The 13146-nt window shown below is 65.7% G+C and carries 10 protein-coding genes; 6 read left to right on the top strand and 4 right to left on the bottom strand.

The genetic code is table 11. The features are described from left to right. Window positions 1-4: 4 nt before the first annotated feature. Window positions 5-868 carry a prepilin peptidase gene (locus AC5P8Y_RS18720; RefSeq protein WP_005410800.1) on the bottom strand — a complete coding sequence of 288 codons (864 nt, stop codon included), beginning with the start codon at window positions 866-868 and terminating at the stop codon, window positions 5-7. Window positions 869-875: 7 nt separating this feature from the next. After that, entirely contained in the window at window positions 876-2135 is a 1260-nt protein-coding gene (locus AC5P8Y_RS18715; RefSeq protein ID WP_049403032.1) for a type II secretion system F family protein, read from the bottom strand. Window positions 2136-2487: 352 nt separating this feature from the next. Here AC5P8Y_RS18715 and AC5P8Y_RS18710 point away from each other — a divergent pair, with 352 nt between their 5' ends. The 3 genes from AC5P8Y_RS18710 (at window position 2488) to pilB (ending at window position 5426) form a co-directional block, all read left to right on the top strand. Further along, on the top strand, window positions 2488-2910 hold the full coding sequence (locus AC5P8Y_RS18710; RefSeq protein WP_049403031.1) for a pilin: 423 nt from the start codon (window positions 2488-2490) through the stop codon (window positions 2908-2910). 110 nt (window positions 2911-3020) lie between these two features. Next, window positions 3021-3470, top strand: coding sequence for a pilin (locus AC5P8Y_RS18705; protein ID WP_275043866.1), 450 nt, complete (start codon window positions 3021-3023; stop codon window positions 3468-3470). Window positions 3471-3692: 222 nt separating this feature from the next. Next, window positions 3693-5426 carry a type IV-A pilus assembly ATPase PilB gene (pilB, locus tag AC5P8Y_RS18700; protein ID WP_049403029.1) on the top strand — a complete coding sequence of 578 codons (1734 nt, stop codon included), beginning with the start codon at window positions 3693-3695 and terminating at the stop codon, window positions 5424-5426. Between the two features lie 110 nt (window positions 5427-5536). Here pilB and AC5P8Y_RS18695 read toward each other — a convergent pair whose 3' ends face one another. Beyond that, window positions 5537-6910 (bottom strand): sigma-54-dependent transcriptional regulator, encoded by a 1374-nt coding sequence (locus AC5P8Y_RS18695; protein ID WP_495202126.1) that lies wholly within the window; start codon window positions 6908-6910, stop codon window positions 5537-5539. A 60-nt stretch (window positions 6911-6970) separates the two neighbouring features. Then, window positions 6971-8584: a sensor histidine kinase gene (locus AC5P8Y_RS18690; RefSeq protein ID WP_005414304.1), complete on the bottom strand. Its 1614-nt coding sequence runs from the start codon at window positions 8582-8584 to the stop codon at window positions 6971-6973. Window positions 8585-8941: 357 nt separating this feature from the next. Between AC5P8Y_RS18690 and sucC the strand changes: the two genes are divergently transcribed. The 3 genes from sucC (at window position 8942) to AC5P8Y_RS18675 (ending at window position 12874) form a co-directional block, all read left to right on the top strand. After that, on the top strand, window positions 8942-10111 hold the full coding sequence (gene sucC, locus AC5P8Y_RS18685) for an ADP-forming succinate--CoA ligase subunit beta (RefSeq protein WP_004154430.1): 1170 nt from the start codon (window positions 8942-8944) through the stop codon (window positions 10109-10111). Window positions 10112-10132: 21 nt separating this feature from the next. After that, the gene (sucD, locus tag AC5P8Y_RS18680; protein WP_005410793.1) at window positions 10133-11008 is read left to right on the top strand and encodes a succinate--CoA ligase subunit alpha; all 876 of its coding nucleotides are present in this window, start codon (window positions 10133-10135) and stop codon (window positions 11006-11008) included. A 231-nt stretch (window positions 11009-11239) separates the two neighbouring features. Further along, on the top strand, window positions 11240-12874 hold the full coding sequence (locus tag AC5P8Y_RS18675) for an NAD+ synthase (protein WP_049397002.1): 1635 nt from the start codon (window positions 11240-11242) through the stop codon (window positions 12872-12874). Window positions 12875-13146: the final 272 nt, after the last annotated feature.

Genomic DNA, 13146 nt, shown 5'->3' with positions numbered 1-13146 from the left:
CCCCTCAGCGCAGTCCGCTCATCACCATGTACTGCTCCACCAGCGGTGCACCCCACATGAAGTACAGCCAGCCGGCAATGGCCAGGTAAGGGCCGAACGGAATCGGCGTGGCGCGGTCACGGCCCCGGCTGTACAGCCAGATCGAGCCGATGATGGCGCCCAGCACCGACGACAGCAGGATGATCGGCAGGATGCCCTTCAGGCCACACCAGGCGCCCAGGGCTGCCAGCAGTTTGAAGTCGCCGTGGCCCATGCCCTCCTTGCCGGTCAGCTGCTTGAACAGCCACCAGACCGTCCACAGCGACAGATAGCCCACCGCCGCGCCCACCAGGGCGGGCTTGGCCGGCATGTACAGGTTGTCGATGCTGCCTATCAGCCCCAGCCACATCAGCGGCAGGGTGAGCTGGTCGGGCAGCAGCTGGGTGCGCAGGTCGATGCCGGACAGCGCGATCAGGAAGCAGGTCAGCACGATGGCGCCGAAACCCTGCCAGCCGAAGCCGAACTGCCAGACGCAGGCCACCACCAGCAGTGAGGTCAGCGCCTCCACCAGCGGGTACTGCAGCGAGATCGGCGCCTTGCAGTGGCGGCACTTGCCGCCCTGGATGATCCAGCTGAACAGCGGGATGTTCTCGTACCAGCTCAGCTTGTGCTTGCAGTGCGGGCAGTGCGACGGCTCGACCACGATCCCCGGTGGGGGCGGCTCATAGAAGTCCGGCTCCTCCAGGACCTCGCGCGCATCGCGCTTCCACTGCCACTCCAGCCGCTTGGGCAGGCGCAGGATGACGACGTTCAGGAAACTGCCCAGCAGCAGTCCGAAGGCGGCCGCGGCGGGGTAGCCGAGGCCAGGATGCTGGTCGAGAAAAGCCATGTATGTGTTATCCGACGACGGCGCCGAGTTTGAAGATGGGAAGGTACATGGCAATCACCATGCCGCCCACAATGGTACCAATGAACACCATGATCATCGGTTCCAGCAGGCTGCTCAGGGCATCCACCGAATTGTTGACCTCCTGCTCATAGTACTCGGCCACCTTGAACAGCATGGCGTCCAGCGCACCGGCCTCTTCGCCGATGCCGGTCATCTGGATGACCATGTGCGGGAACAGGTTGGTCTGCTTCATCGACATGTTCACCGGGTAACCCACCGAGACGTCGTCGCGCATGCGCAGCACCGCCTCTTCGTACACGGTGTTGCCGGTGGCGCCGGCCACGATGCCCAGCGCCTCCACCAGCGGCACGCCGGCCTTGAAGGTGACCGCGGTGGTGCGCGAGAAGCGGGCGATGGCACTGTTGTGCATGATCTGCCCGATCACCGGCACCTTCAGCACGAACCGGTCCATCGCGTGCTGCATCTTCGGCGAGCGCTTGTAGGCCATGATGGCACCGACAGCGGAGCCCACCACGATCAGGAATATCAGCCACCACCACGACACCATGAACCGCGAGAGATTCACCACCATCTGGGTGAAGGCGGGCAGCTCGGCGCCGAAGCTCTTGAACACGTCCTCGAACTGCGGCACCACGAACACCAGCATGATGCCGCTGACCAGCATCGCCACCACCACCACCATGATCGGGTAGAACAGCGCCTTCTTGATCTTGCCCTTCAGCGCTTCGATGTTTTCCTTGTAGGTGGCCACCGTGTCCAGCACGGTTTCCAGCACGCCGGCGCCTTCGCCGGCCCGCACCAGGTTGCGGTACAGCTCGTCGAACTGCACCGGGTGCTTGCTGACCGCCTCGTACATCGAGGAGCCGCCCTCGATGTCGGTGCGGATGGTGTCCACCAGCTTCTTCATCCGCGGGTTCTTGTGCCCGCTGGCGATGATGTCCAGCGCCGACACGATCGGCACGCCGGATTTCATCATCGTGGCCATCTGCCGGCTGAAGAAGGCGATGTCCTTCGGCTTGACCGGGCTGCCGGAGGCGCCGAACAGCGGCTTCGGCTTGGGCTTGACCTGGCCCGGGTTGATGCCCTGGCGGCGTAGCTCGGCGCGCAGCAGGTTGGCGTTCTTGGCCAGCTGCTCGCCCTTCATCTTCACGCCCCGCTTGTCGGTCCCCTCCCAGACAAACGGCTGCAGCTCCATGGTGGCGCGCGCCACCGGCTCTTTCTTGATCGCACTGCGACTGACAGACATGTTGGCTCCCCAAGACCCGCCATCCCCAGGCGGGTAACTAGCCATTGATGGTAGCGGGTTCAAGGGCGGATGGGCAGTTGGCAGGCGGCCTGGCGTGCGATTTCGTGCCGGGTGCCGACCAAAGGTGACGTACTGCGTCACATTGCCGCGTCCATCGCAGATTCGGAAGCGGGGGGTTCCCATCCGCGAAATTGCTGCCATCATGGGCGCGGGGAAATCCAGGGGGAGGCGTGCCGGGGTTGGCACGCAACCTGCGTTGATCCACCCGCAGGGCATGGGGCCCGCTCAACCGGCGCTGTCCGGTCCGATCCCGTGCACTGAACTCAACCACCACTATCTTGGGGATGTACCAATGAAGAACCAGAAGGGCTTCACCCTTATCGAACTGATGATCGTCGTCGCGATCATCGCCATCCTGGCCGCCATCGCGCTGCCGGCCTACCAGGACTACACCTCGAAGTCGAAGGTCACCGCTGCGCTGGCCGATCTGGCCTCGCACAAGACCCAGTTCGAGATGGTCGTCAGCGACGGTGGCACCCCGACCGTGGCCAACTCTGGCTTCCAGGCCGACAACACTGGCGCATGCTCGAAGATCGCTGTTGCCGCGACTGGTATGACCTGCACGATCCGCGAGCCGGGCCGTATCGGTGATGCGTCCAGCATTGCGCTGAACTACGCAGAAGCCTCTGGCTCGGGCGCAACCGCTACTGCAGGTGGCTTTACTTGCGTCACCACCGACGTCAAGGAAAAGTTCAAGCCGAAGGGCTGCAGCTGATCCATACCATTGACGAGAGGCATGTGGGCTATTTGTCCTGGGTCTTTCGTACGATGAACACAGGGCCCGCTTCGGCGGGCCTTGTGCTGACTGGAGCACGAGGTCCAGTCATGACGCAGCAATGGGGATTGCTGGATCAAACAGGGGGAGTCATGAACACACAGAAGGGCTTCACGCTCATCGAGCTGATGATCGTGGTGGCCATCATTGCCATACTTGCCGCGATCGCGATGGTGGCATTTCAGCCTTACATCGTTCGCACCCAGTTGACGGCCGCGCTGGCCGACATCAGCCCTGGCAAGACGCTGGTGGAGATCGTTGTCTATCAGGGGCGTCCTGTCAGTGAGGTTACGCCACAACTTATCGGCGGCGCCCAGAACGCCCACTGCTCCAGCGTCGAAGCCGAACTCAGCGAATCCGGTGTCGGCCACATCAGCTGCACCGTAAAGGGGCACAGCGTGCTGGACGGCAAGGACCTGATCCTGCGCCGCTCCGCCGAGGGCATCTGGAGCTGCGATGGCAGCGCGTTCGAGGCGCGCTATCGCCCGACCGGCTGCTGATCACACTTCAGCGCTCCGATGGGATGCTGGCTGCCCCTTGACGGGGCTATCATCCCCGGGGGAGTCAGGATCGTGCCTGCCGGGCCGGGAGTGCCGGGCAAGGCAGTGTTGCTCATGGATTGGCGATGCCGGTGGCCATTGGGTCGCGGCGGGTTCTGCTGCCCCGTGCGGTGTCCGTGCAAGACGCACGGCATGGCATGACCCCATGAGCCAAGGATTCATATGAACGCTGTCACCACCGCCAATCTTGTCGGCATCACCGGCCTGGCCCGTCGCCTGGTGCAGGACGGGGCCCTGGACGAGGCCACCGCCCGCGACGCCATGGCCAAGGCCGCCGCCGCGCGCCAGCCACTGCCGACGTGGTTCGCGCAGAACAAGCTGGTCAATGCCTCGCAGCTGGCCGCCGCCAATGCGGTCGAGTTCGGCATGCCGCTGTTCGACGTGTCCACCTTCGACGCCAGCCAGAACGCGATGAGCCTGGTCAGCGAGGAGCTGCTGCGCAAGCACAACGTGCTGCCGCTCTTCAAGCGCGGTGGCAAGCTGTTCGTCGGCACCAGCAATCCGACCCACTCGCTGGACGAGATCAAGTTCCACACCAACCTGGTGGTCGAGCCGATCCTGGTCGACGAGGACCAGATCCGGCGCACGCTGGAACAGTGGCACGCCAGCCATGACACCCTCGGCGATGCCCTGGGTGGTGATGACGATGGCATGGGCAACCTGGACGTGGCGGCCGGCGACGAGGATCTCGGCGCCACCGGCGGCGAGTCCGGCATCGATGCCAAGGGTGACGACACCCCGGTGGTGAAGTTCGTCAACAAGGTGCTGGTCGATGCGATCCGCAAGGGCGCCTCGGACATCCACTTCGAGCCCTACGAAGACGATTACCGCGTGCGCCTGCGCATCGACGGCCTGCTGAAGATGGTCGCGCGCGCACCGGTGAAGTTGAACCAGCGCATCGCCGCGCGCCTGAAGGTGATGGCACAGCTGGATATCGCCGAGAAGCGCGTCCCGCAGGACGGCCGCATCAAGCTCAACCTGTCCAAGACCAAGCAGATCGACTTCCGCGTCAGCACGCTGCCGACCCTGTTCGGCGAGAAGGTGGTGCTGCGTATCCTCGATGGCAGCGCGGCCAAGCTGGGCATCGACAAGCTGGGTTACGAGCCGGACCAGCAGAAGCTGTTCCTGGATGCCATCCACAAGCCGTACGGCATGGTGCTGGTGACCGGCCCGACCGGTTCGGGCAAGACGGTGTCGCTGTATACCGCGCTGGGCATCCTCAATGACGAGACGCGCAACATCTCCACCGCCGAAGACCCGGTGGAAATCCGCCTGCCCGGCGTCAACCAGGTACAGCAGAACAACAAGCGCGGCATGACCTTCGCCGCGGCGCTGCGCTCGTTCCTGCGACAGGACCCGGACATCATCATGGTCGGCGAAATCCGCGACCTGGAAACGGCGGAGATCGCGATCAAGGCCGCGCAGACCGGCCACATGGTGCTGTCCACGCTGCACACCAACGATGCGCCGCAGACCATCGCGCGCCTGATGAACATGGGTATCGCGCCGTACAACATCACCAGCTCGGTGACGCTGGTGATCGCCCAGCGCCTGGCGCGCCGCCTGTGCGGCAACTGCAAGCGCCGGTCCAGCCTGCCCGAACATGCACTGCTGGCCGAAGGCTTCACCCAGGCGCAGCTGGATGCGGGCATCGAGCTGTACGAGGCCGTGGGCTGCGATGAATGCACCGAGGGCTACAAGGGCCGGACCGGCGTCTACCAGGTCATGCCGATGACCGATGAGATCGCCACCATCGTGCTGGCCGGTGGCAATGCGCTGCAGATTGCCGAGGCGGCGCAGCAGATCGGCGTGAATGACCTGCGCCAGTCGGCCTTGAAGAAGGCGGCGGCGGGCATCACCAGCCTGGCCGAGATCAACCGCGTCACCAAGGATTGATGCAACGCGGTTTTCCGTAGAGCCGAGCCCGTGCTCGGCTCTACGGCAGATCCACGCCATGCGTGGATGGCGCGGTTCCGTCCACCGCGCAGCCGAGCATGGGCTCGGCTCTACTCCATCCCCAGCTTCTTCAGCTTGTAGCGCAGCGCACGGAAGGTGATGCCCAGCTGCGCGGCGGTGCGGGTCTTGTTCCAGCGGTTCTCTTCCAGCGCACGCTGGATGGCGCTGCGCTCGAGCTGCTCGATGTAGGAGGGCAGTGCGGCGCTGCCCGGCTGCAGGTCGGCAACCGCTTCGGCGGGCGCGGCACTGCCCGGCGTACGCGGCGCGTGCTGCGGCAGGCGCAGGTCATCGGCGCCGATGCAGTCTTCCTCGGCCAGGGCCAGCGCACGTTCCAGGATGTTCTCCAGCTCGCGCACATTGCCCGGGAACGGGTACTGCGCCAGCGCTTCCAGCGCCGAGGGCGCCAGCAGCGGGGTGGCACGGCCGTGGCTGCGGGCCAGGCGGGCCAGCACGGCGGCGGCCAGTTCGGGCAGGTCCTGGCGGCGCTCGCGCAGCGGCGGCACCTTCAGTTCGATCACGTTGATGCGGTAGTACAGGTCGTGGCGGAAGCGCCCGTCCTCGACCAGCTCGGCCAGATCCTTGTGGGTGGCCGAGAGGATGCGGACATCCACCGGCTCCTCGTTGGCCGCGCCCACCGCGCGCACCGACTTTTCCTGGATCGCGCGCAGCAGCTTCACCTGCATCTGCAGTGGCAGTTCAGCCACTTCGTCCAGGAACAGGGTGCCGCCGTGCGCAGCCTGGAACAGGCCAGGCTTGTCAGCGTGTGCGCCGCTGAAACTGCCCTTGCGGTGGCCGAAGAATTCGCTCTCCATCAGCTCGCCGGGAATGGCGCCGCAGTTGACCGGCACGAACGGGCCGGCCGCGCGCGCGCCCTGGGCATGGATGGTGCGTGCAACCAGCTCCTTGCCGACGCCCGACTCGCCGAGGATGTAGACCGGCGCCTGGCTGCGCGCGACCTTGCCGATGGTGGTGCGCAGCACATCCATGGCCTGCGAGTGGCCCAGCAGGCGACCGCCCTGTTCGGCGTTGGGGCCCGGTACCGGGCGCTCGGCGTTGTTGAGTTCCAGCGCGTGCTTGACCAGTCCGCGCAGCACCGAGATGTCCACCGGCTTGCTGACGAAATCGAACGCACCGGCCTTCAGTGCCTCCACAGCGAGATCCATGCTGCCGAATGCGGTGATCATCGCCACCGGCGTGCGCGGGTAGTGCTGGGCGATCTCGCTGACCAGCTCGATGCCGTTGCCATCGGGCAGGCGCATGTCGGTGATGCACAGGTCGTACGGATTGCTGGCCAGCAGCTCACGTGCCTCGGCCAGGTTGGCGGCGGTACTGATGCGCAGCCCCATGCGGCCGAGGGTCAGCACCAGCAGTTCGCGGATGTCGCGTTCGTCGTCGACGACGAGGGCGCTGCGGGTTTCATTCATGGGCGTGAAAGATAAACGAGGGGGCTGGAAGCGACAAATGTTTGACGCACAGAATGGGGATCAGCTCGGTAGCAGCGTATGTGGACCGGGCAGCACCAGGCGGAAGCAGGAGCCACCGGCCGGCACCGCGATGTAGTCCAGGCGGGCCTGGTTGGCCCTGCACAGCTCGCGCGCGATGTACAGGCCCAGTCCCGTGCCATGCTCGGACGTGGTGAAGAAGGGCCGGAACAGCTGCGCAGCCACGCTCTCCGGGATACCCGGGCCACGGTCCATCACGTCGATCACCGCGCTGCGTTCGTGCTGGGCCACGCGCAGCCGCACCCGTGCAGGCTGCTGGCCGATGCGGCCGTACTTCAGTGCGTTGTGCACCAGCACGGTCAGCACCTGGTAGAGATGCTTGGCGTCGACCTGGGCCATCACCGATGTGTCGCTGATGATCGGTTCGATGCTGTCGGTCTCCAGGGTCTGGCCCTGCTTGTACTCCAGCACGAAGCGGCGCACGAAGGCGACCAGGTCCACGTTCTCGGGCGTTGCGCGTTCGCGCCGTGCCAACCCCAGCACGCTCTCGACGATGCCGTTGGTGCGCTGGCACTGCTGGCGGATGATCTGCAGCAGGCGGCGGTCGCTTTCGTTGAAGCCGGTGCCTTCCTCGAGCAGCTGCACGGCATAGTTGATCGCCGCCAGCGGATTGCGGATCTCGTGCGCCAGGCTGGCCGAGAAGCGGCCCATCGCCGACAGAGTGAGCGATTCGGCGCGGCGCGAGACCACGCTGGAATCGTCCAGGAACACCAGCGCAAGGTCGCTGCCGGCCAGCAGGCGGGCAAAGCGCGGCTGCACTTCCGGCTGGTCGGGGTTGAGCTGCAGCGGCAGTTCGTCCTGTGCCCAGCCATTGCGCCAGCGCTGCAGCCGGCGCGCCAGTTCCGGTGCGGCACTGGCCAGGTCCAGGCGCCCGCTTTCGCCGTTGCCGTCGTTGTCGCCCAGCAGCATCGAGGCGGCTTCGTTGGCCAGGGTGATGCGGTTGTCGGCGTCCACCACCAGCACGCCGGTGCGCATGCGGCGGATGATCAGTTCGTTGATCTGGAACAGATTGGCGACTTCATCGCCGCGCTGGTTGGCCAGCTGCTGGTTGCGGCGGGCGCGGTTGCCCACCTGGTAGCTGATGAAGGCCAGTGCCAGGTAGCTGGTAGCGAACATCGCCAGTTCAGCGAGGGTGCGGGTGGGGTCGCCGCCTTCCAGCAGCTTCCAGGTGTACTCGACGCCGGTGGCCAGGCTGGCGGCCAGCGCCAGGCCCAGCCCCAGGCTGAGCGGCAGCAGAGTGGCGGCGGCGGCGATGTTGAACAGCAGCGACATCGAGATACCGGCACTGGCGCCGGGCAGGGCGTGCGACAGCAGGGTGGCGGCCACGATATCCACCAGCACGCCACTGACCACGATCGGGCGCAGCCAGCGTTCGTTGCGGCCGACCACCAGGGCCAGCAGCGACAGGGCCAGGTAGATGACCGCAACGACATCGGCCAGCCGCGGGTGGTGGGCTTCGCCGACCATGGCCGACAACGGGCTGTAGAGCAGGGCGGCAATGACCGTAGCGATCAGCACCCGGTACAGCGCGAAGAAATACAGTTCACGCCGCGGAATCGATTCGATGCGGTCAATCAATGAAGCACTGGGTGACACGCCGGAACTCCCCTTCTGGCTGCCTGGGTCTGGATTCTGCGGCGGGCCTGGCCGGCGTCCCCTGAAGCCGGCCCGGCACGTCGCGTTTGCGACGGGCAGTATAGGGCCCCCGGCCGGGCGCCGCCGAAGTGGCCCGGATCGCGCATTTGGCCCGATGCGGACACCGGTGGCCAGCCACGGCCCGGGCGCAACTGCCTGAATGACGGTGGAAATCTGCCTGCGTCCGGCGTTTTGTACAGACTTCTTTGCGCCCCGGCGCCGGCTCGGCCACAATAGTGGGCCCGCCGCGGTCCATGCCGGCGCCCCGCCGGGGCCCTGAGGAATTGCGTGCGGTCGTTCCTATTCCCACGGTGACGCATGAATTTCCACGAATACCAGTCAAAACAACTGCTTGCCGAGTACGGCATCCCGGTCCCGGCCGGCAAGGTCGCTGCGACCCCGGACGAAGCGGTTGCCGCTGCCAACTCCCTGGGCCAGGGCCCCTGGATGGTCAAGGCGCAGATCCACGCTGGCGGCCGCGGCAAGGCTGGCGGCGTCAAGTTCTGCAAGACCACCGACGACGTGAAGGCCGCTGCGGCCAAGATGCTCGGCACCAAGATGGCCACCTACCAGACCGCAGGCGTTGAACTGCCGGTCAACCTGGTGCTGGTGACCACCGCCGGCGAGATCGTCAAGGAACTGTACCTGTCGGTGCTGGTCGACCGTGGCACCAAGACCATCACCTACATCGCCTCTTCGGAAGGCGGCGTGGAGATCGAGCAGGTCGCTGCTGAAACCCCGGAGCTGATCCACTCGCTGAACGTCGACTTCGTCGAAGGCGTGCAGGGTTACCACGGCCGTGATTTCGGCTTCAAGCTGGGCCTGACCGCCAAGCAGGCCGGCCAGTTCGCCAGCATCATGGTGAACCTGTACCGCCTGTTCAACGAAAAGGACCTGGCCCTGGTTGAAATCAACCCGCTGGCCATCCTGGACGACGGCAACCTGTACGCGCTGGACGGCAAGTTCGACAGCGACGACAACGCCGCGTTCCGCCAGAAGGCCCTGGTCGCCATGCGCGACAAGACCCAGGAAGATCCGACCGAAGTGATCGCTTCGGAACTGGACATCAACTACGTCACCATGGACGGCAACATCGGCTGCATGGTGAACGGCGCCGGCCTGGCCATGGCCACCATGGACGTCATCAAGCTCAACGGCGGCGAGCCGGCGAACTTCCTGGACGTGGGCGGCGGTGCCAACAAGCAGCGCGTCATCGAAGCCTTCAAGCTGATCCTGTCCTCGGACAAGGTCGAAGGCATTTTCGTCAACATCTTCGGCGGCATCGTCCGCTGCGACATGATTGCCGAAGGCATCATCGCCGCCGTGAAGGAAGTGGGCGTCAAGGTTCCGGTCGTGGTGCGCCTGGAAGGCACCAACGTGGAAGAAGGCAAGCAGCTGCTGCGTGACAGCGGCATGGCCATCATCCCGGCTGACAACATCAACGATGGCGCCAAGAAGATCGTTGAAGCTGTCAAGAACGCCGCCTGATACCGACACCAAGGAATTCCAATGTCTGTTTTGATCAACAAGAACACCAAGGTGATCGTGCAGGGCTTCACCGGCCAGCAGGGCACCTTCCACGCCACTCAGATGATCGAGTACGGCACCCAGGTTGTCGGCGGCGTGACCCCGGGCAAGGGTGGCACCACCCATATCGACCTGCCGGTCTTCAACACCGTTGCCGACGCCGTGCAGAGCACCGGCGCCAACGCCTCGGTCATCTACGTGCCGCCGCCGTACGCGGCTGACGCGATCCTGGAAGCCGCTGCTGCCGGCATCAAGGTCATCGTCTGCATCACCGAAGGCATCCCGGTGCTGGACATGCTGCGCGTCAAGAACGTGCTGACCCGTTCGCATCCGGACACCGTGCTGATCGGGCCGAACTGCCCGGGCGTCATCACCCCGGGTGAGTGCAAGATCGGCATCATGCCGGGCCACATCCACCAGCCGGGCAAGATCGGCATCGTGTCGCGTTCGGGCACCCTGACCTATGAAGCGGTCAAGCAGACCACCGAAGTCGGCCTGGGCCAGTCCACCTGCATCGGCATCGGCGGTGACCCGATCAACGGCCTGAACTTCGTCGACTGCCTGAAGCTGTTCAACGAAGACCCGCAGACCGAAGGCATCATCATGGTTGGTGAAATCGGCGGCGACGCCGAGGAAGCCGGTGCCGAGTACATCAAGAACCACGTGAAGAAGCCGGTCGTCGGTTTCATCGCCGGTGCGTCGGCTCCGGCCGGCAAGCGCATGGGCCACGCCGGTGCGATCGCCTCGGGCGGCAAGGGCACTGCCGAAGGCAAGTTCGCCGCCATGGAAGCTGCCGGTGTTGTCACCGTCCGCTCGCCGGGCGACCTGGGCGCTGCCATCGCCAAGCTGGTGAAATAAGATCGACTGCCTCCGGCAGACGTTGCTGTAGGGCCGGCCGCTGGCCGGCTGCTGAAACAGAAAGGCCGCCTCCGGGCGGCCTTTCTGCGTCTGGCGCCCTGGCCATCCCGGCAAGCTCATCCACGCATGGCGTGGATCTACTGAGCCGGGGCTGTCCACGCAGCGAGCGCGCCCGGCGCGCGCATGGCGCAGCGCTACAATGGCAGCATTGCAACCACAGGCTGGATTCCCATGGCTTCGATCCGCATCGCGATGGCGCAGTTCGACTTCCCGGTCGGCGACGTCGCCGGCAACACCGAGCGCATCATCGAGATGATCGGCCAGGCGCGCGACGAGTACGGCGCCGAGCTGGTGATGTTCCCCGAGCTGGCGGTGAGCGGTTATCCGCCGGAAGACCTGCTGCTGCGCCCGGGCTTCCTGTACGAGTGCGAGCAGGCAATGATGCGCATTGCCGCAGCCTGCCGCGGCATCACCGCGGTGGTCGGCTGGCCGCAGGCGGCTGGCGCGGTGGTCTACAACGCCGCCAGCGTGCTGCGCGACGGGCTGGTCGAGCAGACCTACCGCAAGCGTGAGCTGCCCAATTACGCCGTGTTCGACGAACGCCGCTACTTCGATGTTGATCCGGACGGCGGCAGCTGCGTCTTCGAGGTCAACGGCATTCCGGTGGGTTTGCTGATCTGCGAGGACCTGTGGTTCGCCGAGCCGCTGGCCGACACCGTGCGCGCCGGCGCGCAGCTGGTGGTGGTACCCAATGCCTCGCCGTACGAGCGCGGCAAGCACGCCCAGCGCGATGCGGTGCTGGCCGCACGCACCCGCGAGAGCGGGGCAGCGATTGCCTATCTCAATGTGGTCGGTGGCCAGGATGCGCTGGTGTTTGATGGCGCCTCGGTGGTGGCCGATGGTGACGGCACGGTGCACCCCGCCGCCGCCGCCTTCGTCGACCAGTGGCTGGTGGTGGAGTACGACGGCCAAACACGCCGCTTCATGCCGCACGTGTGGATGGACGACGGCGACGAGAGCATGGACGCGCTGGCCTGGCGCGCGGTGACCCGTGGCATCCAGGATTACTGCCGCAAGAACGGTTTCAAGAAGGTCTGGCTGGGCCTGTCCGGTGGCATCGATTCGGCGCTGGTACTGGCGCTGGCGGTCGACGCGCTCGGGGCCGAGAACGTCACCGCTGTGCGCCTGCCGTCGCGCTACACCGCCGGCATGTCCAACGATCTCGCCGCCGAGCAGTGCCAGGCACTGGGCGTGAAGCTGGAAGCGGTCTCGATCGAGCCGGCGTTCAAGGGCCTGATGGAATCGCTGGCGCCGATGTTCGAAGGCACTGCGCCGGACGTGACCGAAGAGAACCTGCAGTCGCGCAGCCGTGGCGTGATCCTGATGGCGCTGGCCAACAAGTTCGGTGGCCTGCTGCTGACCACCGGCAACAAGAGCGAGTACGCGGTGGGTTACGCCACCATCTACGGCGACATGTGCGGTGGCTATGCGCCGCTGAAGGACCTGTACAAGACCGAGGTGTTCGGGCTGTCCAAGTGGCGCAACACCGTGGGCGGCGCGCCGGTGATCCCGCCGGCGGTGATCAGCCGCCCGCCGTCGGCCGAACTGCGCGAGAACCAGCTGGACCAGGACTCGCTGCCGGCCTATGACGTGCTGGACGGCATCCTGTACCGCTACATCGACCAGGAGCAGTCGCGCACGGAGATCGTTGCCGCCGGTTATGACGCGGCCGTGGTCGACCGCGTGCTGCGCCTGGTGCGCATCAGCGAGTGGAAGCGGCACCAGGCCGCGCCAGGCCCGAAGGTGTCGCGCCGTGCTTTCGGTCGTGAGCGTCGCTACCCGATCAGCAACGGCTACAAGGGTTGAGGTAGCCGTTGGCAGGTAGTGCCGGCCGCTGGCCGGCAGCCCGTATGCCGCGCATCCACGCATGGCGTGGATCTACTGCCTTTGGTAGTGCCGGCCGCTGGCCGGCAACCCGTATCCCGCGCGTCCACGCATGGCGTGGATCTTATCTCTTGCCAATCTGGCACCTTGGGTGCCGAGAGCCCGGCGTGGGCGACCGTGTGGATCCAGGTCTTGCGACCGAGAAGTAGCTTGGGTCCCCACGCCGGATTCTCCCTGAACCGCCCGAACAGTTG

It is taken from the genome of Stenotrophomonas sp. YJH_SMC_12-1 (assembly GCF_059370935.1).
The sequence above is the reverse complement of the archived record's forward strand: the minus strand, read 5'-3'. Positions and strand labels throughout refer to the sequence as shown.

Coding starts and splice junctions, on each gene's coding strand:
- pilB (WP_049403029.1), top strand. CDS start 3,693: ATGAACGCTGTCACCACCGCCAATCTTGTCGGCATCACCGGCCTGGCC.
- AC5P8Y_RS18675 (WP_049397002.1), top strand. CDS start 11,240: ATGGCTTCGATCCGCATCGCGATGGCGCAGTTCGACTTCCCGGTCGGC.
- sucD (WP_005410793.1), top strand. CDS start 10,133: ATGTCTGTTTTGATCAACAAGAACACCAAGGTGATCGTGCAGGGCTTC.
- AC5P8Y_RS18720 (WP_005410800.1), bottom strand. CDS start 868: ATGGCTTTTCTCGACCAGCATCCTGGCCTCGGCTACCCCGCCGCGGCC.
- AC5P8Y_RS18705 (WP_275043866.1), top strand. CDS start 3,021: ATGACGCAGCAATGGGGATTGCTGGATCAAACAGGGGGAGTCATGAAC.
- AC5P8Y_RS18715 (WP_049403032.1), bottom strand. CDS start 2,135: ATGTCTGTCAGTCGCAGTGCGATCAAGAAAGAGCCGGTGGCGCGCGCC.
- sucC (WP_004154430.1), top strand. CDS start 8,942: ATGAATTTCCACGAATACCAGTCAAAACAACTGCTTGCCGAGTACGGC.
- AC5P8Y_RS18710 (WP_049403031.1), top strand. CDS start 2,488: ATGAAGAACCAGAAGGGCTTCACCCTTATCGAACTGATGATCGTCGTC.
- AC5P8Y_RS18695 (WP_495202126.1), bottom strand. CDS start 6,910: ATGAATGAAACCCGCAGCGCCCTCGTCGTCGACGACGAACGCGACATC.